Origin of the sequence: Palleniella intestinalis (assembly GCF_013166595.1) — a bacterium.
Lineage (GTDB): Bacteria > Bacteroidota > Bacteroidia > Bacteroidales > Bacteroidaceae > Prevotella > Prevotella intestinalis.
In genome coordinates this window covers 322,394-346,722 of the sequence record NZ_JABKKG010000001.1, presented here as the reverse complement: position 1 = coordinate 346,722, position 24,329 = coordinate 322,394, and the positions used below count along the sequence as shown (strand labels likewise).

At 43.9% G+C, this 24,329-nt stretch carries 10 protein-coding genes and 1 pseudogene; 5 read left to right on the top strand and 6 right to left on the bottom strand.

Translation table 11 applies throughout. From position 1 onward, the window contains the following. Positions 1-21 precede the first annotated feature (21 nt). The 4 genes from HPS57_RS01490 to HPS57_RS01475 form a co-directional block, all read right to left on the bottom strand. On the bottom strand, positions 22-609 hold the full coding sequence (locus HPS57_RS01490) for a hypothetical protein (protein WP_172179481.1): 588 nt from the start codon (positions 607-609) through the stop codon (positions 22-24). Beyond that, positions 606-6,014 carry an RHS repeat domain-containing protein gene (locus HPS57_RS01485; RefSeq protein WP_172179479.1) on the bottom strand — a complete coding sequence of 1,803 codons (5,409 nt, stop codon included), beginning with the start codon at positions 6,012-6,014 and terminating at the stop codon, positions 606-608. The genes HPS57_RS01490 and HPS57_RS01485 overlap by 4 nt, the downstream gene beginning before the upstream one ends. Before the next feature lie 671 nt (positions 6,015-6,685). Next, positions 6,686-6,904, bottom strand: a complete 219-nt coding sequence (locus HPS57_RS01480; RefSeq protein ID WP_172179477.1) for a hypothetical protein — start codon at positions 6,902-6,904, stop codon at positions 6,686-6,688. A gap of 4 nt (positions 6,905-6,908) precedes the next feature. Further along, a complete protein-coding gene (locus HPS57_RS01475) occupies positions 6,909-8,108 on the bottom strand; it encodes a hypothetical protein (protein WP_172179475.1) in 1,200 nt (399 codons plus the stop codon). An 868-nt stretch (positions 8,109-8,976) separates the two neighbouring features. Between HPS57_RS01475 and HPS57_RS01470 the strand changes: the two genes are divergently transcribed. The 3 genes and pseudogenes from HPS57_RS01470 to HPS57_RS01460 all read left to right on the top strand — a co-directional run. After that, complete coding sequence (locus HPS57_RS01470) at positions 8,977-12,303, top strand: glycosyltransferase family 117 protein (RefSeq protein WP_172179473.1); 3,327 nt, start codon at positions 8,977-8,979, stop codon at positions 12,301-12,303. Positions 12,304-12,306: 3 nt separating this feature from the next. Beyond that, positions 12,307-12,987, top strand: a complete 681-nt coding sequence (locus tag HPS57_RS01465) for a polysaccharide deacetylase family protein (protein ID WP_172179471.1) — start codon at positions 12,307-12,309, stop codon at positions 12,985-12,987. Positions 12,988-13,209: 222 nt separating this feature from the next. Next, a pseudogene (locus tag HPS57_RS01460) lies at positions 13,210-15,282 on the top strand (ATP-dependent Clp protease ATP-binding subunit); the annotation flags it as partial. A gap of 537 nt (positions 15,283-15,819) precedes the next feature. Here HPS57_RS01460 and HPS57_RS01455 read toward each other — a convergent pair. Together HPS57_RS01455 and ettA are read right to left on the bottom strand one after the other, a co-directional pair. Beyond that, positions 15,820-17,172 (bottom strand): glucose-6-phosphate isomerase, encoded by a 1,353-nt coding sequence (locus tag HPS57_RS01455; protein ID WP_172179469.1) that lies wholly within the window; start codon positions 17,170-17,172, stop codon positions 15,820-15,822. 153 nt (positions 17,173-17,325) lie between these two features. Beyond that, positions 17,326-19,023, bottom strand: a complete 1,698-nt coding sequence (gene ettA, locus HPS57_RS01450) for an energy-dependent translational throttle protein EttA (RefSeq protein ID WP_172179467.1) — start codon at positions 19,021-19,023, stop codon at positions 17,326-17,328. 367 nt (positions 19,024-19,390) lie between these two features. Between ettA and HPS57_RS01445 the strand changes: the two genes are divergently transcribed. Together HPS57_RS01445 and HPS57_RS01440 are read left to right on the top strand one after the other, a co-directional pair. After that, a complete protein-coding gene (locus tag HPS57_RS01445; RefSeq protein ID WP_172179465.1) occupies positions 19,391-22,660 on the top strand; it encodes a TonB-dependent receptor in 3,270 nt (1,089 codons plus the stop codon). A 113-nt stretch (positions 22,661-22,773) separates the two neighbouring features. Continuing rightward, positions 22,774-24,111 carry a BACON domain-containing protein gene (locus HPS57_RS01440; RefSeq protein WP_172179463.1) on the top strand — a complete coding sequence of 446 codons (1,338 nt, stop codon included), beginning with the start codon at positions 22,774-22,776 and terminating at the stop codon, positions 24,109-24,111. The last annotated feature ends 218 nt before the right edge of the window (positions 24,112-24,329 follow it).

Here is a 24,329-nt window from a genome sequence, read left to right as displayed (position 1 = left end):
GTTGTGCTTATGTCGTTTCTTTTAAGAATAGTGCTTTTTTACAGCTATTTTTTTCCTTAGAGTGATTTCCCATAAATCAATTGGAAGAACCAATGAATTGCTATGAAAGTCAAACTGGTATATAACGACACGACTCGAAGCCCCTGGAGCAACTTTCTCTATTGTGGAGTTTTTGAATACTTTGATTTGCTCAATCAATATTTGCAGATTTCGTTTCATTCTTTCATATTCCTTTTCTTCTCCAATTATGATGAAGCTAAATTGTTGTTTTGGTGACAGGTATTTAATAAAGAGACTACAAATTACAGGTGTGTGAATAACATTACCGTCCATCATTAACCCATATAATGACCATTCTTCTTTTCGCAACCTAAAATAATCTTTTATAACATTAAGAGTATCTTTAGTTGTTGTGTCAGGTTCTAAGAAGCAGCAAACGTCAGTTCCACTGGTATTCTCTATTGTGACAATAAAATTAATTATTTTTTTATCACCTAACCAATACGCTGTACTATCTACATGCAGCTCGTATACTTGTGTCTCAGAATCTTGTTTCGCAAATAAGGTCAATGCGTTTGCGAGACATAATAGTAATAATAGTTGTTTCATTTGTTAAAAAATAAATTTAAAATTGTTTCTTTCCTTACTTTTAGTATTTCTTCACGGAGTAATGCGTTTGTTTCCATGCCATCATTTGTTATATGCCGCGACTTTTCACGGTCTTCAGTTTCCACATATATTTTTGCATGCCCATATCCTTCGTGACTGAAAGACTCAGCTCTTCCTACATCTGAGAGATTTTTGTTAACGACAATGAATATTTTTGAGTCGTCAATGGAATTCACCCCGCTATGTCCTTTGCCAGGCAAAAGGGAAATGCCAAACAGCCCAGTCTCTCCGGTTGTTAAACCATTTATATATTTAAAGTCACTATCAACAAAGTAAGGGTCTGCTTCTCCATATCCCATTGTATTGTGCAGAATCTGCCCTTCATTGTCCCTATATGTATATTTATCATCCAAATTTACATTAATGTCATAATTCGAATTCGCTAATATTGATAATGAATTGTAGTTATGACTGCTACTTGTATGATTGTTTAAGACTTTTGCATCAATATAGCCATTATTATCCAAAACAACAAATCTCCTGTCATGTTTTGGCAATGTATTCCTAATCATTATGAGTTCTTCATTTCCGGAAGGTTTCACCTTTCTCCCATCCGTGTCAATATTGCTTACCGGATTATTCAGGCAATAAGTATACGGACTGACATTGTAGTATTTCTCACACAATGGGTCAACGCTCGTCCATTGGTACAGCACCGGGTCATAGTTGCGCGCACCATAGTCGTACCAGTCAAGTCCATGCATGCGGTCAAGCTCCTTGCCGTTGTACTTGTATGGCTGTAGGGAAGGATTTGTGGTAGCGTCAGCAAAGCTGTTTCCGAAAGGATAGTAGTTGGTAGTCTGCTCTATAGCTCCGTTTTCGCTCACTACCGCACGGTTGTTTCCCAAATGGTCTTTAGCGTAATAATGGAATGTAATATTGTTGTTACATGATATATAACCGCCTGAGAACAGAATCTTATCCAATATGCCATTCTCAAATATCAAGTCGCCAATATACTCTGTTGTGTCACTTGTTAGTGTCTGATTTTCTGAGAGTTTCACTGTTGTATTTATAGGTACAACGATGTTGTCCACAGCTGTTCTGTGGATTCTACGCAGCTTTGTGCCGTTGGCATCGTAGATATATTCTGTCTGGCTGCCGTTGGTGAACTGTATCAGTTTGGGAGTTCCCCAATAATTGTAGCTTATCTTTGCAATCCCTTTGTTTGCATCACTTGTCAGTGAGCCACAGGCATCGTAGGTATATTCCGTCAGTTCATCAGCTCCATCATTGAAATCTGTGGCTCCATTGGCTGTGCATGATTCCCCTTTGTCAGTGACTTTCTTTAGTCTGTTGCCTGTATACTGCAATGAAAGGTTGTCAATTGTCTTGTACAGTCCGCTATCGTTTTTACCATTGCGCTTAATCATGAGTGGCGAGCCATTCCGGTTATAGGTGACGAACTCGTCATAATGGTTCTTATTGCCGTTAGTATCGTCATAGACAGCGTTTGCCAATCGGTTCAACCCATCATACGTGAAATCGTACTTTCGGGTAAGTTGGTCATTTGCATTTTTCCACTCCATGGAACTGATGCTGCCGTTGTAACAAGGATTCGCTCCTGTGGCATAGCCGAGATTCTCCGTGAAGGCATCACCTGTTATGGAGGTTGTCCATCCATGCAGGTCATAGGAGTAGGATGTGTTGTGCGCACCTGCGCCTTGCTCCATTGTGCTGATGCGTCCAAGGTTATCATATTCATAGGATGAGATACGCTGTGTCTTTGAACTGTTGCCGTCAGTAACGGTCAGGTCTGCATAGAGAAGTTTCCCGCTCTGCTCGTCATAGGTGTTGACCAACTCTGTCATATACTCATGTGCAAAGGCGGTCCCAAAATCTTTTATCACAGTTTGTGATGCGCGCTTTACAGTATTTGTAAATGTATAGTCGTTGCGTATTGATGTATAGGTTTTATCGGACGAAACGCTGCGTGAAGCTATCACATTGCCTCTGATGTCATAGAAAAAGGTTGTCAGCGTATAATGACCATCTGAGTCTACCATGAACTGCCCAGTCTTTCGCCCTTTGCCATAATCTATGCCCAAAGTCTCCAAGATTGGAGACTGTATGAGTTTCTGTTTGAGGCTGTCGGTTGGGAGATTTTTCAAAGCCCCACAGTAATCTACGAAATCATAGCTGTCATAATAGTTGACAAGTTCCGCCTTCGGGCTATTGTAGTTGTAAGGATGTTCTATGGTGTATCCTCCGAGGTCTTTTGTTTTGTCATGTGCTGCAGTGACATCCAAAATTGCGAGGTTGTCACCCGGATGTGCCACTCCTGAGCATCGTCCCTGTACTGCAAGCCGTCCGAATTTGTCATAGACATAGAATTCATGCCTGGGATATGATGATTCGTTCATTCTGCCGTCATGCATGGCAATAAGCCGGTCATGACTGTCGTACAGATATTTTGTTGGTTCGCAGCCAGGCAAGATTTTCTTGACAACATTCCCGCGGTCATCATATCTGTATTCATAGGCGTAAAGAGCTTTCTTTTCCTCGGCTTGGTATTGAGGGGTAAGGACATAGCGCAATTGTCCAAGGACATTGTATACAAAGTAAGTGTCATTGTCCCCATTACGCCGTTCGAGGATTTTGCGTCCTTCAAAGTCAGAGAACACCTCCAAAGTGTGTCCGTCAGCATCTGTTGTTTTTACCGATGACAAGGTATTTGGAGGATAATACCCATCCTTAACAAGTGAAATCTTATCACATGGGGCATCATATCTCTTTACAGAATTAGGTGCATTCGTCAGATATTCGTACGATAAACCTTTGTTTCCGGAATGCCATGCCTCACCGGGGATCAGTTCTTTTACAGGACGGTCTAAAATGTCGTAAGCCTTTAGTGAGTAGGCATGGCTATCAGAATATGTAGACTGTGTCAAAGATTCAAGAGAGGAAGAAGGCACAAAATCATGTGTCATGCCACAAACAACAGGCAGCCATGTCTTTCTTGCTCGTCCACGGTCATCATATTCCGTATATGCCGCAGTGTAATTGCCTGCTACGTTAAGACCGTTGGTGATAGTTTCAATAGGTCTGTTCAAACCATCATAATAAGCCATCTCCGTCTTTTTGTAGTTTCCGGCTTCGTCAAGCAATGTTTCTGACATGATATAGTTGCCGCTACCACTTTCATTGTAGTGGTAACGCTCTGTGGCAAACTCCTGTGCTGTGCCAAAAGTGGAGAATCTCTTGTTCGCCAATCTCCCCATTGCGTCATAGCCATAATGGAGTTTCAAGCCATTAGGAGCAATCTCTGATGTAACGCCTATTTGTGGGGTATATTCGAGGTTGTGCACTTGTGCGTCTGCCCATGTGTCAGGATCGTTTGTTGAATGATAACAATCGTCAATAATCTCTAATGTAGGATATTCATGATTATATCCCCATGCAAAACTATGCTTCAGATAGTCTTTTGTCTGCATTCTTGTGATTCGTCCATGGTCGTATGCATCTATAATCCAGTTTGGTATGGTATAATGAGATGCACGTATGCCGTTGTATTGTGTGAAATTAGAATTAATTGTTACCGGTTTGTAGGTGTATGACGACTTTGGATAATAAGAGCTGCCGAATTTAGCATATTCAGTAAGGACTGATTGTGCAACATTGCCTTCACGGCAGACAGTCTGCTCAACAGGGTAGTCAAGCATGTAGCTTTTTTTCATCTCCGTATATGGTGCCGCATTGATGTCGGAAGGATAGATGATTTTTGTCATTACTGTCTTTCCGACATTGTCGGTTATTGTTTCAGAACTCAACAGATTGTCGGAAGTGTATGTATATCTGTGTCTGATTGTGTTTGATGTATGTTCTCCATTTTCATAGAAATGCGTTGTGATGTCTTTGTTTGTAAGCAAGGAATTCCCTACAGCGAGCCAATATATTGAATAATAGTAGAATGCATGTTGCCTTCCTGCGAGAGCTCCATAGGTGTCAAACTTATCTAATCCCGTTTCCCTCCTGACTTCCATGCCGGAGACTTGTTTCATTTCTTTTGTTGTATAGGAGTAGTCTTCTTCTTCTTTGAGGATTCTGCCATTCTTGTCATAGTATTTTTTACTTTCCAACTGTCCGCGTCTGAAGAAAGCACCATTATATCCCATGTAATCAGAGTTGTTGTCAATATTTTGAATGTTGGTGTTAGACCATGTATTGTAAACACATCCATTAACCACTTGATATGCACAGTCAGTCGCGTTGGAACCTATGAAATGAGCGAACCCACTATACATATCGTCATCGTTCTCGCTATACAAGTCTGAGTAATTAGTGTCTTCAAGCATAGTGTGGTTGTATTCAACATACCCATCATCAAATATTTCCCGCACTTGTGGATACATTACATTATTGCCTTGCGCGACATAAGATGTATTTACAGCGTTTGGGCATAATTGCAGATAAGTGTCAATAGAATTCTGACGTCGTAAAGGGTCATCTTTCTGGCTACGTTCCTCGTAGAATCTGCGTTTTAAGAAATGAGGGTGTCTTGGCACGTCGCCTTCTGAATATTCGAATGACCTTGTAGATTCTGTTTCTCCATAATTCGAGATTATCAGCTTTATGCGTAATCCACCACCATAACAGCTAATTGATTCGGGATTTCCTTGTTGGTTCTTGAATCTGTCAACTGTAGAATAGTGGTTAGGTTCATAGATGAATTGCTCATACCCTCCTGAAGGAAAAGTGATTTGCTTTAATGAATATGCATGGATGTATGAAGGATTAGCATCAACATTACGCCCTTTATTGTAACTTACTGTTAGATTTTCACTATATTTCACAGTGTCACCCAACTTCCGAAAAAGGCAGAACTCCACATCCTTAAAGTTAGGGTAGGACATCATGGAGTCGTTTGCCTCATTATGTGTAGGCATACCATTACAGTATCCCCAGGCATCCTTGCCGGAGAAAGCATTGCGGTGGGGCATTGTAGGCTCACCTTCATCATCGCCATAGTAATTGAATTTATAAACTCTGGGCTCTGCATCTGTTGAGCCGTACTCCTTCAGACTCACCAGTTTGAGCCGCTTGTCATGGGCAGAACAGTAGGATGATTTCGTATGGGCTATGAAATAATCGTAAATGAAATCCCAGCGCTTTATACGATTACCCTGGGCATTATATATGTTTATCTGTGATAATCTTACCGGTGGTTCTTCCGATGAGCCAAGCGTTAGAATATCCTCACGGTCTTCTATATGGACAAATTCGATGGTAGTTCCATTGCTTGCTTTTATTTTAGAGAGCTTTTGGGTTATATGGGTATAATATTTGTCAGACAAGAACTGAAAACCTTCACCTCCACCAATTTTATTCGTTCCGTTAAGAATCATTCTTTTTTCCCACACTTTATTTCCATTTGCGCCATAAACCAAATTGGACATAGCTTTGATTCTATCGTGCTCCACAGAGCGTGTATAACTTAGTTGGATAGAGTCCATGGAATCAAAACTGACAAACTTTGACAGATGGTAAGCCGATGGCATATAATTCAGCCCGCCTGCATAAGTACCCTCCTCTGCATCTAACGTGAATCTGTTCCCCTTGTTATCCACGGCAGAGAAAACAACATCATACTGACTTGATGTGAATTTGACACTTTTGTCACCTGAAAAATTATACCATTTGCGCGAATTCCCGTCATAAATTATTTGTCCGTTATGGCCTAAAAAGTTATATGAGACGATATCAGGCTGATAATCCTTACAACACGTTTCATAGGCTGTATAAAGAATTTGTGTATCTATCCCATCGAAATGTTCATCATCAATGTCGTTGTGTGAAGGCAATGTGTCATTTCTCACCACATAAACATCATGATGGCCTACAGTTGTAATGCCAATAACTCCACCTGCGTTCAGACTCCATCCCAAACCTACCCATGAGGCTGTATCGTCAACCTTTATTCCTCCTGCATGGTAAGTTAAGGTTATTGGAAGTTCCAGCGAACCGCATTTGATGGTGTATAATGGTATCGCTATGTTCGGAATGCCTGTGGCGTAGCTTACCGGTGTTTCTCCATAACGGCATAAGGCTTGTACAGTAGGAGACGGAGGTGTTTTTGAGGAGTTTGCGCTTCTGTGTTTTCAGTTGCGGAAGCTGTCTGCGCTTTACGCATGATGATGCTGTCCTGTCTTATGGAATCACAAATGTTCTCTTCTGCGATTGCCATAAGAAATGGGTATGTTGCCAGTATGACAAGTGCAATTAGTCTGATTCTCATAGTGTTATTGTTTTAAGGTTATTTTGTTTGACGATTGTTGTCCATTTATCTCAAGGCTTATAACTACAATGTGGTCAACAGGAACACTTGTAATGGTGATGGATTCTGTATGACAGCCGATGTCGCGGATATATGATGCCGAGCCAATAGGGCGACCGGTCGTGTCACAGACAATCAGTTGTAATTTTCCAGGAACTGTTTGCTTGTAAGTCAGGTTGAGTCTTCTGTTGTCATTGGTTAGTGCTGCATTTAATATTACAGGGAAATCGTCATAGGCTTCGCCATGAGAACTGTCATGCGCCATATCACGGAAACTGTCACGTGGTTTTCTGCCTGATGCCGCTTCATCCCTGAGTCTCAGTTGCTTTCGCACTTTTTCGTTGGCTAAGTCTGTGTTCAAGTCCGAGCGCTGCTCTTCCGGAAGATAAAGGAATGATGTGGCAATCCCGCTATGTATGGAATCATTCTGTACGTGGGAAGTGACTACAGTCTCCATAACGGGGTATCTGTACCCCAGCTTATACCACAGATAACGGTCCTCACAGACATTGTCATAAGGTAGTGAGTCGATGCACTGTCTCAGATAAGCATCGGTGAACATGGTGTCTGGCAGATGTTTCGTGTCAGAGATGCGCCTGAACTCCATACGCCGGTGCAGACGGAGTATGTTTCTTAACGTGTCCTCACCGTTGATTATGATGCCTGTGGCATCTGCCACAACGTAGTTCTTTCCCCACATACCGATATGCAGCTTGTCACAGTACTTGCCTCGCGCCATAAACTCCGAGCTTATGCTGTCACTGTAAGCCATTGCTTTTGTGCGATAAAGGGCTGGCTTGACATAGTCCATTTTCGTCGTGCGGTTCTGGAAACCTGTGAGGAAAAGGCTGTCGCCGCATATCATGTAATAATAGTTTGTGTTGTGCTCTTGGCAGACAATGCTGTCACCTTTTGCGAAAAACTCCTGCGTATAGTCCTTGCCCTCATCCGCTTGTATGACTTCCCATACAGCATCCTTGCCACGGTCACCGTGGCTGATGACATCAATTTGCAGCTTTCGGAGACGGTCTCCGTCACGTGGAGCATTGCACTCAAAGGTGATGTTGTCCTGTGCCAAGCTATGGGCAAAGGAGAGGATAATGGAAAGAAACAGCAACAGTGGACGGATGTCCATTGGCTCTTTTGGCAGCATGGTAGTTAGCATAGATATATAGTTAGTGAATTTTCTTGAAAAGATATGACGCAAAGTTAAACATAAATTTATATAACACCAAATAAATTTTGTACTTTTTATACACTTAATGCTGTTTTTTTGTGCGTTACATTGTAATGGAATAGTGAGAACAGATACAGAGTACTTTGCTGCCTGCGATACTGTTGATTTTTAGAAAACTCATGCCTGTAAACCGCCAAATAAATCACATAGAAACAAAAAGTATTTCAAAAGTTCGGAAAATCGCGAAATTTTCGCATTTTAAGTAATTATCTGTAACTCTGGTGGTTATGTGGGATTATGATAACTGTGCTAACGGTTGCTTTTGCAAAAGGTTACTGTTTGCAATGCGAATGGTAACCTTTTATAGTGCAGAAGGTAACGAAATGCAGTGCAAAAAGTGGCATTTTCACCTCCTTTTTGCTATAAAAGCAACCATAAATGGCGGTCTTGAACTGCAAAAACAGCTGTTTTCTTGTTGCTTTTCATTATTATGATAAATAGAGCATTAGAAAACTCATGTCATTTTTTCTTGTCTTGAATTGGCGGTGTTTTGTGGGATTAATTTTGCAGACTAACTTAAATTATCTTACGAAATTGTATTTTGTTATAAAAGCGATACACTCTATCGGTAATTTTTTATATCTTTGCATAATGTTAACTGCACCTCAGCAGTTTTGAGCAAGCTCTATTGCGTTCGGTTTGCATAACATTTGCATAATGTTAGCTGCATCTCAGCAGTTTTGAGCAAGCTCAACTGCATTCGGTTTGCATAACATTTGCACATTATTTAATATTCTATTTGGCGCGCCGACAACTGTGCGTTAAGAGCAAAAAACATTGAAATAAAAACAAAAGAATGAAGAAGTTTAGACTTGTAGACAATGTCATGGGGTGGCTTACGTTCCTTGTCGCCGCTTTCGTCTATTGCTCTACTATCGAACCGACAGCGTCTTTTTGGGACTGTCCGGAGTTTATTACCACAGGTTACAAACTTGAAGTCGGTCACCCGCCGGGAGCGCCGTTCTTCATGCTTACAGCCAATATCTTCTCACAGTTTGCCAGTGACCCGTCACAGGTGGCAAGGATGGTGAACACGATGTCGGCTTTGCTTTCTGCCACATGTATCCTCTTCTTGTTCTGGTCGATAACGCATCTTACGCGCAAACTTATCATTGGCAAGGATGAGGTGATAGACACGGCAAAGCTGATTGCCATAGAGGCATCGGGACTTGTGGGCGCATTGATTTACACTTTCTCTGACACATTCTGGTTCTCGGCTGTAGAGGGCGAGGTCTATGCCTATTCATCTGCCTTTACAGCAGTTGTGTTCTGGCTTATCCTCAAGTGGGAGGACAATGCAGACCAGCCTCACAGCGACCGTTGGCTTGTGCTTATAGCCTACATGACAGGTCTGTCGATAGGTGTCCATTTGCTGAACCTGCTCTGTATTCCGGCGATTGTCCTTGTCTATTATTACAAGAAGAATCCGGCTGCAAGCCTGAAGGGGTCGCTTGTTGCGCTTGCCGTCTCCTTCGTCATTGTCGCTGCTGTGCTTTATGGCGTTGTGCCTGGAATCATTACAGTCGGCGGATGGTTTGAGCTGTTCTTTGTCAACACCCTTTCATGTCCGTTCAATACGGGTGTGATAATCTACCTTATCCTCCTTGTATCCATTGTTCTTTGGGCTATTTACGAAAGCTATACAGGTAAGAATAAGCGTCGCGAAGACATGTCTTTCCTTGCCTCTGTCGGCATGCTTGGCATCCCGTTCTATGGCTATGGATGGTCAGCCTTTGGAATAGGAGTTGTCGTTCTTGCCGTGCTGTGGGGCGTCATGCAGTACAAGCGCGAAGGAAAGGCGTTTGTGACTTCAAGGTTTAAGAACACGACGCTTCTCTGCATGCTGATGCTTATGATTGGTTACAGCACTTACGCCGTCATTGTCATACGCTCTGCAGCCAATCCTCCTATGGACCAGAACTCTCCGGAGGACATTTTCACTTTGGGAAATTACCTGAGCCGTGACCAGTATGGCGACAGGCCATTGGCTTATGGCGAGGCATATACATCACAGGTTGCTTTGGAAGTAGAGGGCAACATGTGCAAGCCTGTAATGAAGACCGGAGCTCCGATCATACAGAAAGTGGAGAAGCACAGTGAGGATGAGCCGGACAGATATTTCACAGTACGCACGAAGGACAAGTATGTCTATGCACAGAATATGCTCTTCCCACGTATGCACAGTTCTGCACACGCACAGCAGTATGAGGACTGGATGGGTGGCGTGCAGGGCACAGAGGTTCCTTTTGACCGTTGTGGCGAGCCAATAACAGTAAAGATGCCGACAATGGCGGAGAACATAAGGTTCTTCCTGTCCTACCAGTGCAACTTCATGTATTGGAGATATTTCATGTGGAACTTTGCAGGCCGTCAGAATGATTTGCAGGGCAATGGTGAATTGGAGCATGGCAACTGGATAACAGGTATTCCGTTCATTGACAACTGGATGCTTGGCGACCAGTCGCTTCTCCCTGACGAACTTAAGGAAAACAAGGGACATAATGTCTTCTACTGTCTTCCACTGCTTTTGGGACTGTTAGGTCTTTTCTGGCAGGCATTCCGTGGCGACAAGGGCATCCAGCAGTTCTGGGTGGTCTTCTTCCTCTTCTTCATGACAGGACTTGCCATTGTGCTTTATCTCAACCAGACACCGAGCCAGCCTCGTGAGCGTGACTATGCTTATGCGGGCTCATTCTATGCTTACGCGATATGGTGTGGCATGGGTGTCGCTGCGATACTTGACATTATCGAGAAGAAGTTCAAGAAGAGCAATGTCGTTATATCCTCTGTTATTGGATTGGCATGCCTCTTTGTGCCAATACAGATGGCAAGCCAGACATGGGATGACCATGACCGTTCAGGCAGATACACTTGCCGTGATTTCGGACAGAACTATCTCAACTCAATGCAGGACAGCGGTTATCCGATTATATTCACCAATGGTGATAATGACACATTCCCTCTTTGGTACAATCAGGATGTGGAAGGTGTCGGCACCAATGCGCGTGTCTGCAATCTCTCTTATCTGCAGACCGATTGGTACATAGACCAAATGGTGCGCCCTGCATACGATTCTCCTTCACTGCCTATCACATGGCCACGTGTAGACTATTGTTCAGGAACAAATGAGTACATAACCATAGAGCCGGAATATGAGTCACAGATAAGACAACTCTATGCAGAGAATCCTGAAGAGGCAAAGGCAGCGTGGGGTGAAGAGCCGTTTGAGGTTAAGAATATCTTGAAATATTGGGTGCGTGAGGGCAAGGATGCTGACGGAACGCATATCATTCCTACCGATACGCTCTATCTTACTGTCGACAAGGAGGCTGTCAAGAAGTCCGGAATGATGATGGCTGCGGACTCCATTCCTGACAGGATGGTTATTTCACTTGCAGGAAAGCGCGCTTTGTACAAGGGCGACCTGATGCTTCTGGAGATGCTTGCCAATGCTAACTGGACTCGCCCATTGTACGTTGCTACTACTGTCGGGCAGGAGAATTACATGAACCTCGGCGACAATTTCGTGCAGGAGGGTCTTGTCAACCGCATCACTCCTTTCACAACAAATGTTGAAGGCGCGAAGAATTTCGATACAGAGCGTGTCTACAACAATGTGATGAACCGCTTCAAGTTTGGCGGACTGGACAAGAAGGGACTCTATCTTGACGAGACGGTTATGCGCATGTGCTACACTCACAAGCGCCTGTTTGCTAATCTTGCGACAAACCTTATCGCAGAAGGCAAGACAGAGAAGGCAAAGAAAGTGCTGGCATATATGAACAAAGTCATGCCGGAGTACAATGTTCCGACAACCTATCTCTCAGGAGGTCTTGAATTTATCCGTTGCTATGCGCAACTGGGAATGAAGAAAGAGGCCATGCAGATAGTCAACAGTATGTGGAAGAACTGTACACAGTATATGCGTTGGTATCTTTCTCTTGACGCGAACCGTTTCTCTATGGCACAGCGTGACTGCCTGTATCAGATATATGTCATGCAGTCACTGATAGACTTGGCAGAAGTGATGGACTCTGCACGTGCAGACAAGATGGTGCAGCAGCTTTCTTCAACTGTCAACACATATCAGGGCAGAGGCGGAATAATGCCGGATGGGGTGTAAGGGATGTTTATAGAACAACCGTCAAAATGGCTGCGATGGCTTTATCCCAAGGCATTGTGGCGAATGGATGAAAATGAGCACTCGGTGTATCTGACCTTCGATGATGGTCCGATACCCGAGTCCACTCCATATATTCTGAAAACGCTGCGTGAGTTCGGAATCAAGGCGACATTCTTTGTTGTCGGGGACAATGTGAGAAAGTATCCGGATCTGTATCGTCAGATTATTGAAGACGGGCATCAGGTTGGAAACCATACGTATAACCATATCGGCTCGGCACGCCATTCGATAAAGTCTTTTGACGAGAATGTCGAAAAGTGCTTTAGGATAATGGCAGAACAGAGTCCGTTGCATGATGGCGATAATGCCGCAGACCATTCAAGGATAAACCCTCGCATGGTCTATAACAATCTCTTTCGTCCTCCTCATGGATGGATGCGCCATACGCTCTACTGGCGCTATAAGAACAAGTTGCGTATTGTCATGTGGGATCTTGTCACTCGTGATTATTCCAAGCTCCTTTCTCCCTATGATGTCGTGCGTAATGTGAAGAATTATACTCGTAATGGCAGTATAATAACGTTTCATGACTCGCTGAAGTCCATTGACAAATTGTATTTCGCCCTTCCTGCATCATTACGATGGCTGAAATCACAGGGCTACGAGTTCAGGACTTTCGATTAAAAAGATATATGTAACATTGACATTTTGGCATTTTCTGAATGCCAAAATGACATAAGAACCTCATAGGCACGACCTTTGAGGTTCTTTGTTTTAGAAACACTATTCTATTGGCAGCTATGCTTTATTGGCAAGGCAGGACCGGAGAAAGGAACATTAATACATATATAATAAAGAAAGGAGTTAATGATGAACAACTACAACATGAACAATGCAGGTAATGGAGGAAACAATTCCTTGCAGCATCTTCCAAAGTATGCAAAGAACCTTGTGGAGGATGCAAAACTTGGAAAACTCGACCCTGTAATCGGACGTGACGAGGAAATCCGCCGTGTGCTTCAGATTCTCTCACGTCGTACAAAGAACAATCCGATACTTATTGGTGAGCCGGGTACCGGTAAGACAGCTATTGTGGAAGGTTTGGCACAGCGAATTGTAAGAGGCGATGTGCCGGAGAACCTCAAGCGCAAGCAGTTGTACACTCTTGATATGGGTGCGCTTATCGCAGGAGCGAAGTATAAGGGTGAATTTGAGGAGCGACTGAAAGGTGTTGTCAATGAAGTCGTACAGTCCAATGGCGAGATTATTCTCTTCATAGATGAGATACATACTCTTGTCGGTGCTGGCGCCGGTGACGGTGCAATGGATGCCGCTAACATATTGAAGCCGGCGCTTGCCCGTGGCGAACTGAGGGCTGTAGGTGCAACAACTCTTAATGAATATCAGAAATATTTCGAGAAGGACAAGGCTCTTGAGCGAAGATTCCAGACTGTTATGGTTGACGAGCCGGACGAGCTGAGTGCAATCTCTATCCTTCGTGGATTGAAAGAACGCTATGAGAACCACCATAAGGTGCGTATACAGGATGATGCTTGTATTGCTGCCGTACAGCTTTCCGAGCGTTATATCTCTGAGCGATTCCTTCCGGACAAGGCTATCGACCTTATGGATGAGGCAGCCGCAAAACTGAGGATGGAGCGTGATTCTGTCCCTGAGGAGCTTGATGAGATAACTCGCCGGCTTGCACAATTGGAGATTGAGCGTGAGGCGATAAAGCGTGAGGACAACAAAGAGAAACTCATACAATTGGACAAGGATATTGATTTTCTTCGCAAACAGGAGAAGGATTTCCGTGATCGTTGGGAGGGTGAGCGTCTGCTGATAAACAACATACAGCAGAAGAAAGAGCTCATCGAGCACTTGAAATTTGAGGCTGACCGTGCCGAGCGTGAAGGCAATTACGGGCGTGTGGCAGAGATACGTTACGGACAGATTCAAGGTCTTGAGGCCGAACTCAAGAAAGCTAAAGATGAGTTGATAAACAAACGTGGCGTAGATTCTATGGATAGCTCTCCGCTTGTACGTGAGGAAGTTACCGCTGATGACATTGCCGAGGTTGTGGCTCGTTGGACAGGCATTCCTGTAAGCAAGATGATGCAAAGTGAGAAAGACAAACTCTTGCATTTGGAAGATGAGCTTCATAAGCGTGTAATCGGTCAGGACGAGGCTATCACAGCAGTTTCTGATGCTGTCCGCCGTTCACGTGCCGGTCTGCAAGACCCTAAGCGTCCGATTGCCAGCTTCATATTCCTTGGTACGACAGGTGTGGGCAAGACTGAGCTTGCAAAGGCTCTTGCTGATTATCTCTTCAATGATGAGACGATGATGACACGTATCGACATGTCTGAGTATCAGGAGAAATACAGTGTTTCAAGACTTATCGGTGCGCCTCCGGGATACGTGGGATATGATGAAGGTGGTCAGCTCACAGAGGCTGTGCGTAGAAAGCCTTACAGTGTTGTCCTTTTTGATGAGATAGAGAAAGCTCATCCTGATGTGTTCAACATTCTTCTGCAGGTGCTTGACGATGGCAGACTGACAGACAATAAGGGCCGCACGGTGAACTTTAAGAACACGATTATCATCATGACATCTAATGCTAAGCGTGAGATGCTCCACCGGATAATGCGTCCGGAGTTCCTCAACCGTATTGATGAGATTATTGATTTCCATAAACTTTCCGAGAAAGAAATCAAGGAAGTTGTACGCATTCAGGTCAATAATGTTGTCAAGATGCTTGCTGAGCAAGGGTTTACACTGAGGGTCAGTGATGCGGCAATGGACATTCTTGCACATGAAGGATATGACCCGGACTTCGGTGCTCGTCCTGTGAAACGTGCCATACAGCATTTGTTGCTTAATGAATTGTCACGCCAGCTGTTGAGCGGAGCGGTTACCACTGCATATCCTATCAGTGTGGATTCATCTGATAATGGGTTGGTATTCACAAACAAATAGGTAAAATAAAAGTCGGCAGAGTAGGGGACTTGTCCTTGTCTTTGCCGACTTTTTTGTTTATCCCAAACACTATGAGTGTTCAGAATATAGATTCTTTTATTGTCATCCGGTAAAACTCCACAAGTTGTTGTGAAATCACATTTTCATAGGAAATGTTTCGCATAAGATGTGGCGGAGCCACAATCTTTATGGTAACCGCCGGCTTTAGCCGTGCGGATTATAGCTAATCTCCATTAGTTGTGTGGCAGCGCCACACTCTTTTCTGTTTCAATTCCTTACACCCACAATAAAGGAGTGTGGTTCCACCACACAATGCGAGCTTTTCTGTTTATAGCCGCACGGCTGAAGCCGGCGGTTACCGTAAGGGCTGTGGCTCCGCCACACTTTACAGCTAAATCCTGTTGCTGTATGCGAGGATAGGGGCTTGTCACAACTGAAACTGATAATGTGTTGTATATATTTAGCGGAAACCAATAAAATTCTTTCTTTTCTTTGATTTCTTAGAGCTATAAATGCTAATCCTTTGAGTTCTGCCGGTTATTCCGCAGCAAGTTTTGTGCGGATAGCCTTTGTCTCTTCCTCATATCCAGGCTTCTCGAGAAGAGCAAACATGTTCTTCTTATAAGCCTCTACACCTGGCTGGTTGAATGCGTTCACACCAAGAAGCTGGCCTGAAATGCCACAGGCAATCTCGAAGAAATAGATGAGCTGTCCATAGTTGTAAGCGTCAAGTTTCTCGATTGAGATGAGGATATTAGGAACACCGCCGTCAACGTGTGCAAGGCGTGTGCCGAGTTCTGCATTTTTGTTTACCTCGTCAATGCGCTTTCCTGCAAGGAAGTTCAGACCGTCAAGGTTCTCTTCGTCATGTGGGAACAACAGAGTGTTGTCAGGATTCTCTACAGAGATGCATGTCTCGAAGATTGTGCGCTCGCCGTCCTGTATCCACTGTCCCATTGAGTGGAGATCGGTTGTGAAATCACAGGAAGCCGGGAATATGCCCTTCAGGTCCTTGCCCTCAGACTCTCCGAACAGCTGCTTCCACCATTCTGCATAGAAGTGGAGCTTTGGCTGATAGTTGATAAGAATCTCTATCTTCTTGCCGTTCTGGTACAGTGCGTTACGTGTAGCTGCATAGATTGCTGCAGGGTTCTCCTCGAAAGGAACGTCAACAGCGCACTGCTGCTCCATTGCCTGTGCTCCGGCAACAAGCCGGTCGATGTCGATGCCTGCACATGCGATAGGGAGAAGACCTACCGGGGTGAGTACAGAGAAGCGTCCGCCAACATTGTCAGGAATGATGAATGAGCGGTAGCCTTCCTTGTCTGCGCAAGTGCGTGCAGCACCTTTCTTTGCATCAGTTACGGCAACGATGAGGTCTTTTGCCTTTTCCTTGCCTACCTGCTGCTCCAATTGTGTTTTAAGCAGGCGGAATGTCAGCGCTGTCTCTGTCGTTGTACCTGATTTGGATATGTTGATGATTGCGAATGTCTTGCCCTGCAAGTACTGTGTCAACTCGTAGAGATAATCCTCACCGATATTGTTGCCGGCGAAAACAATCGCAGGAGTCTGTGCGTCTTTCACAAGCCACTGGAAAGAGTTTGAGAGACCTTCAATGACGCACTTTGCACCAAGGTAAGAGCCTCCGATACCTGCGATGACAATAACCTCTGCTTTTGAGCGCAAGTCCTCTGCCACCGCTTTTACTTCAGCGAGGAACTCCGGTGTGATTGATGACGGGAGGTGCAGCCATCCAAGGAAATCGTTTCCCGGCACTGTGCCGTCTTCAAGTCCTTTACGAGCGGCAACTGTCTGTTCTTTGAGTGCCATGATTGCGCCTGCAGGCAGGAACTGCTGCGCTTTTGTAATGTCTAATGAAATGCTTTTCATGTTAATGGTTATTATAAATTATGGGTTTTATATTGTTGAAATCATTGTCAAATGTTGTTGCTTCCAATGATATTTCCATAACGCTTTTTATGAAAGGTAATACAATGCCGTGCCTTGATGGCTGTCGTCATCAAAGCACGGCATATTTGTTGTTTAGCCTTCCATAAGTTTGCGATAGCGTGGGCGTTTTACTTCGTCTGTGCCAAGACGCTGCGCCTTGTTGATTTCGTAGTCCGAATAGCTTCCCTCAAAGAAGAATACATTGCCGTTGCCTTCAAATGCGAGAATATGTGTGCAGATACGATCAAGGAACCAGCGGTCGTGGGAGATGACCACAGCACATCCTGCGAAAGACTCCAGACCTTCCTCTAATGCACGTAGGGTATTTACATCAATATCGTTGGTCGGCTCATCAAGCAACAGTACATTTCCCTCCTGCTTCAGAGCGAGCGCGAGTTGCAGACGGTTTCTCTCACCTCCGGACAGCACACCGCAGAGCTTTCCTTGGTCATTGCCGGAGAAATTGAAACGGCTGAGATAAGCACGTGCATTGATGTCTTTTCCTCCCATGCGGAAAGATTCCGTGCCACCTGATACAACATCGTACACAGTCTTGTTCGGGTCGATATCCTTATGTTGCTGGTCAACATAAGCGAGTTTTACAGTATCGCCAACCTCGAATGTTCCTGCATCGGCATTGTCAAGTCCCATGATAAGACGGAAAAGTGTTGTCTTTCCAGCACCGTTTGGTCCAATGACACCAACGATGCCGTTAGGAGGAAGCATGAAGTTGAGGTCTGTGAACAGAGTCTTCTCGCCGAATGCCTTTGCAACATGTTCGGCATTGATAACCTTATTACCAAGACGTGGTCCGTTAGGGATGAAGATTTCAAGTTTCTCCTCACGTTCCTTCTGCTCTTGGTTAAGCATCGCGTCATAGCTGTTAAGGCGCGCCTTGCCCTTTGCCTGACGTGCTTTCGGAGCCATGCGAATCCACTCCAACTCACGTTCGAGGGCTTTTCTGCGCTTAGAAGCACTCTTTTCCTCCTGAGCCATGCGCGAAGTCTTCTGGTCAAGCCATGAAGAGTAGTTGCCTTTCCATGGAATACCCTCGCCACGGTCAAGTTCGAGAATCCATTCAGAAACATCATCAAGGAAATATCGGTCGTGTGTCACGGCGATTACAGTGCCCTCATACTGCTGCAGGTGCTGCTCCAGCCAGTCGATGGATTCTGCATCAAGGTGGTTGGTAGGTTCATCGAGAAGAAGTACATCCGGCTTCTGGAGAAGCAATTTGCAGAGAGCGACACGGCGACGCTCGCCACCGGAAAGTTTGTCAACAGCCCAATCGCCCGGAGGACAGCGCAATGCATCCATTGCTCTTTCTATGCGTGAGTCCATGTTCCATGCGTCCGTGCTGTCAATGATGTCCTGCACTTCAGCCTGACGTGCCATGAGTTTGTCCATCTTGTCCGGGTCGGAATAATATTCCTCCAATCCGAACTTCACATTGATGTCATCATATTCCTTAAGTGCATCATAAACATACTGCACACCCTCCTGCACATTCTCCTTGACTGTCTTTTCCTCGTTGAGCGGCGGATCCTGAGGCAGATAGCCCACAGTATATCCCGGACTCCATACAACATCTCCGGAAGTAGGTTGCTCTATACCGGCGATAATCTTCATAAGCGTAGATTTTCCGGCACCGTTAAGACCAACAATGCCGATTTTCGCTCCATAGAAGAAGGAGAGATATATGTTCTTAAGGACTTGTTTCTGGTTTTGCTGGATGATCTTGTTCACACCCACCATTGAGAAGATAACTTTTTTGTCGTCTACTGTTGCCATTATGTTCGTTTTTATATGTTTTGCCTACAAAGTTAATGATTTTTTCAGAGAAAAAGAAGAGCCTATTGTTAATTTTGTGAAAAACGTGTGACTGATATTCATTAGTATACCTTATTTATTATATGCGGAGCAAGCTATGTATGCACCTTGGCTTCTTTTTAGATGATTTGGGAGATAAGTTCTCAGGAGGAAATATGCACAGCTGTTTAAAAATGTGTAAAAAACTTATTAATATTTGCATTATTTATGCGTTAAAAGCACTTATCGCATATATATAAGTCATTTTTTTTGATTTTGTAACTTATATTTAAAATTAAATGTGTAATTTTGCATTCGATTTTATCATTAAACATTTTTCTAATAAATTATGTTCAAGAAACTAAGTTTTATTATGGCTGTATTGATGCTGACACTTGTATCAGGCGTCAATGCGCAAGTAACCACTTCTTCAATGGGGGGTATGATAACCGACTCTCAGGACGAACCGGTCATTGGTGCTACTGTCAGAATCGTTCATGAACCTTCCGGCACACAGTACAATACTGTTACCAACATGAATGGACAGTATTCTGTACAAGGTATGCGTGTCGGTGGACCATACAAGGTGACGATTTCTTATCTCGGTTCTACAACCCAGACATTCACAGGTGTTACTCTCCAGCTTGGTGAGACATATCGTTTGAATGCCAAAATGAAGGAAAATGCAGACATGCTTGAAGAGGTTGTTGTGACAGGTAAGCAGACAAAGTTTCACACCATGAAAACCGGTGCTGCGACCAATATCACAAGTGCTCAGATTACAAGCATGCCTACTGTTAACCGCAGCATTACCGAACTCACACGCCTTTCTCCTTATGGAGGTAACGGCATGACATTTGCCGGTAGTGACGGCCGTACAGCCAACTTCACTGTGGATGGAGCTGACTTCAACAACAATTTCGGACTTTCCGACGGTCTGCCCGGTGGCGGTAACCCTATCTCTCTTGACGCTATCGAGGAGGCTCAGGTGGTTATCTCTCCATACGATGTCCGTCAGACAAACTTCATCGGTGGTGGTGTGAATGCTATCACAAAGTCCGGTACAAACACCTTCAAGGGTACAGCTTATGTGTACCACAAGAACGAGAACATGATGGGTGATGCCATCTATGGTGAGCAGATTGCCGGTGCTCGTGAGAAGAGCAGTGAGACCACTTACGGTTTCACTCTTGGTGGCCCAATCCTCAAGGACAAACTCTTCTTCTTCGCTAACTATGAAGAGGTTAAGATTCCTACTGTTGCCAACCGCTGGCGTGCATCAGAGAATGGTGTTGCTGACCCTAACAATTATATCTCACGCACAACTTTGGCTGACATGCAGAAGGTCTCCGAGCATGTGATGAATAGGTATGGCTACGATACAGGCTCATGGACAAATTTCCCTGCTGACAAGAACAACCGTAAGATTCTTGCACGTCTTGATTGGAATATCACAAACAATCATCACCTTGCTCTGCGTTACAACCATACTCTCAACGAGAATTGGATTGCTCCAAATAAGACTTCTATGGATGGTGGTACACGTGCTTCTGGTGCTCGTATGTCACAGTACTCAATGGCTTTTGCTAATTCTATGTACTCAATGGAGAACAAGGTTAATTCTTGGTCATTGGATTTGAACAGCCGTTTCAGCGAGAAACTCTCAAATCAGTTACTTGCAACATATTCTCAACTTGATGATGTTCGTGGCACAAACTCTTCTGATTTCCCCTTTATAGACATTCTGGACGGTGCAGATCAGAACTATATGGCTCTTGGCTATGAGCTCTTTACATATAATAATGGTGTACATAATAAGGTTTATAATGTTCGTGATGATGTGACCTATTACACAGGTGCCCACAAATTCACAGCAGGACTCTCTTATGAGCATCAGATGGCTGACAACTCTTACATGCGTAATGGTACAGGATACTATCGTTATCGCACTCTTGATGATTTTCTTACCGGTGCTACTCCTGAAATAGTATGTCTTACTTACGGTTATGGTGGCGAGTCAAAGCCAGCAGCTCGTGTGACATTCAATAAGTTGGGGCTTTATCTTCAGGACGTATGGCAGGCAACAGATAAACTAAGTCTTACTGGTGGCATCCGTTTTGACAACATGATGTTTGACAATAGTGATTTGATGACAAATAAGGCTATTTACGATATAGACTATAACGGTCGTCATATTGACACTGGCAAATGGCCTAAGAATGGTTTTACTGTTTCCCCACGCGTTGGCTTCTCTTATGATGTTCTTGGTGACAAGTCTCTCGTAGTACGCGGTGGTACAGGACTCTTCTCCGGTCGTCTTCCTCTCGTATTCTTTACAAACATGCCAACTAATGGTGGTATGGTACAGTATCAGGCACAGATTAATGCAAAAAATGCTGCAGCGAAAGGTTTTGATATGAGTGTATTCAATGGTGGACTTGTTAAGCAAGATGGCTTGTCTTACGCAGAGTCTTTGCGTCAGAAGCTTGTCGGTCTTGGCTATCCAGAGACAATCAAGCCTGAAGATGGTGCTGTTCCTTCTGCTATTGCAGGTGTAGTAGATAATTTCAAGATGCCACAGGTATGGAAAACATCTATTGCTGTTGATTATTCTCTCCCTGTCAGCTTCCCATTGACCGTTACAGGTGAGTTTATTGTAAATAAAACTGTTAACGATGTTTGTATTTCAGACTGGTCTGTGCCAAGTGTTGGAGGTTTTGCTCGTTTCAATGGAGTGGACAATCGTCCTATATATCCTTCTAATTATCATATAGGTACAACTGCTTTCATGCTTGACAATACAAGCAAGGGCTATGGCTGGATGGGTAGCATCACTGTAAACGCTCGCCCAACAGAGAACATCAGCCTCATGGCTTCTTACACTCATTCTGTGAAGAAGGAACTCACAGGTATGCCTGGCTCTAATGCAGAATCTGCATTCACATATTTGCCTACTGTGGAAGGTCCAAACAATATTCGTCTGCATAATGCAATGAACACAACTCCTGACCGTTTCATCCTCAGTGGTACATTCAACGATAAGAGTGGTAACTCTCTAAGCCTTATCTACGAGACATATCGCGGTGGTTACAACTACTCTTTCATGACTACTAACGATATGAATAATGATGGTTATGCATATGATGTAATCTATATTCCAACTGATGAGCAGGTGAAGAATGGTGAATTCCGTTTCGTTTCACAGGATGACGCTGACCGCTTCATGGACTATGTACATAGCGACAGCTATCTGAAGAACCATCAGGGTGAGTATGCTGAGGCTTACAGTGTTTATTCTCCATGGGTTCACCGTGTTGACATCGCTTATAAGCATGACTTCAAGGTGAAGACAGGTAAAATCAACCACAAGCTGCAGCTCGGTTTTGACATCAAGAACGTGCTTAACCTTTTCAATAACAAGTGGGGTGTAGTAAAGTTCCTTAACCCGGAGATTGGCACAGAGGCACGTATTTTGAAGTATGAGGGTGCTGATGCCGATGGCATTGCAACATTCTCTACTCCTAAGGCAATCAACGGCAATACCAAGACTTTCACACCTAACCATGACCTTGGTCAGTGCTGGTACATGTCTATTGGTGTCAAGTATTTCTTCAACTAATCACTGTTTAATCAAGAACATAGAAAATGAAAATCAAAAATATATTTGCAGCACTCATCGCTGTTTTAACATTTGGATTAGTTAGCTGTAGCGAGGATTTTGCACCAACATATTTGGATGATATCCATGTGAGCAGCAGCTATATAACCTTCCCCCAGGAGGGTGGCTCACAGTCATTCATTCTGACAACTTCTGGCGATTGGACAATTAGTGATGTGCCAAAAGGCTTTGATGTTGTTCCTATGAGTGGCACTGCTGGAGAGAACACGATCACTGTCACAACAGTTGCAACAGAATTGTCAAATGAAGGCTCTTTCTTCATTAATTGCAATGATAACCGCCAGATTGTCAATGTGCAGCAGCAGGGGGTAAGTTATCCGGACTTTAAGGAAGGCAAGTATTGGATTATGTTCAATACAGGTGACAAGTGGGTAGTGGCAAAGCCTTGTGCAACAGAGATTGGCAGTGCGAGTTCATATGCTTATATCTATTGTGATGATGCTTTTGTTGCAGAGGATGGAACTTTGTCAAGCACAGCAGCCAATGTTTACACATTCAAGAAGACTGATGGCGGATTCCACCTTTCTGATTCAGAAGGCGGTTATCTTTACCAGTCTGGTAACTACAATAACTTCTACCGTGCTACAACTGGTGGTGAGTATATTTGGAAAGTCAGCCAGATTGGTCCACAGGCTTACAATATTGAGTCAAACACTTCACATATTATGTCTTACTCTGTAAGTTATACAAGCATAGGTGCCTATTCTGGTTTCTCTGACGGAAGCCTTCGTCCATATCTTGTTCCTGCCAAGGATCCTGCTCCTGAGGTAATAAAGATGGAGAAAACAGATATTTCCGTTAGCAAAGATGGCGGTAAGTTTGTTGTACCTGCAATGATTAATGCTGATAATGTATCTGTTGAATATGATGCAGCGTGGCTTCACTATTACGGAACAGGAGCAGACGGCTTCAATTTCGGTTGTGACGCTCTTGATGGTTGCCCACGTTCTGCCAGCGTAGTTGTAAAGGCAAATCTTGGAGAGTTCGCCGTTGAAGTGAAACTGAATATCTCTCAGGAGGGTACTATGGGTACGCTTGAGAATCCTTTGACTGTCCTTCAGGCTATTGAGGCTGCAAAAAATGGTGTGACCAGCAAGGTGTATATCAAGGGTGTCGTCTGTGAACTCGTTAAGGGCGGCTTCGACCCTGCTTACGGCAACGGTTCATTCTGGATTTCTGATGATGGTTCATATAAGGGTGACAAGTCAGTAGAATTTGAGGCTTACCAGGTTAACTATCTTGGTGGCAATAAATGGAACTCTGAGACAGACCCTCAGATAGCAGTTGGCGACAATGTGGTTATCTATGGCCCTCTTACAGTTTATCAAGGTACTGCTGAGACCCAGGGTAAGGGTGCTGCGTATATTTATAGCCACAACGGCAAAAAATAGTAATTAATCTTAATTCTCAATAAAAGTGGGGCTGTGTCATAATGACGCAGCCCTATTTTATTACGGTTGTGTAAAAAGCTATGACAACCAATGCTATATAATTCGTGGTGTCCAGTAAAAAAAATAATAGATTTTGTTATAAATATAGTTTGATCTCAAAACATTGTTGATATTGTTATGAAATCAATAAGGTTTTGAGTTAAAATCAATAAGGAAAT

Bases quoted from the DNA above. Each gene is read 5' to 3' on its own strand.
- HPS57_RS01490 (WP_172179481.1), bottom strand. From the start codon at position 609: ATGAAACAACTATTATTACTATTATGTCTCGCAAACGCATTGACCTTA.
- HPS57_RS01485 (WP_172179479.1), bottom strand. From the start codon at position 6,014: ATGATTCTTAACGGAACGAATAAAATTGGTGGAGGTGAAGGTTTTCAG.
- HPS57_RS01480 (WP_172179477.1), bottom strand. From the start codon at position 6,904: ATGAGAATCAGACTAATTGCACTTGTCATACTGGCAACATACCCATTT.
- HPS57_RS01475 (WP_172179475.1), bottom strand. From the start codon at position 8,108: ATGCTAACTACCATGCTGCCAAAAGAGCCAATGGACATCCGTCCACTG.
- HPS57_RS01470 (WP_172179473.1), top strand. From the start codon at position 8,977: ATGAAGAAGTTTAGACTTGTAGACAATGTCATGGGGTGGCTTACGTTC.
- HPS57_RS01465 (WP_172179471.1), top strand. From the start codon at position 12,307: ATGTTTATAGAACAACCGTCAAAATGGCTGCGATGGCTTTATCCCAAG.
- HPS57_RS01455 (WP_172179469.1), bottom strand. From the start codon at position 17,172: ATGAAAAGCATTTCATTAGACATTACAAAAGCGCAGCAGTTCCTGCCT.
- ettA (WP_172179467.1), bottom strand. From the start codon at position 19,023: ATGGCAACAGTAGACGACAAAAAAGTTATCTTCTCAATGGTGGGTGTG.
- HPS57_RS01445 (WP_172179465.1), top strand. From the start codon at position 19,391: ATGTTCAAGAAACTAAGTTTTATTATGGCTGTATTGATGCTGACACTT.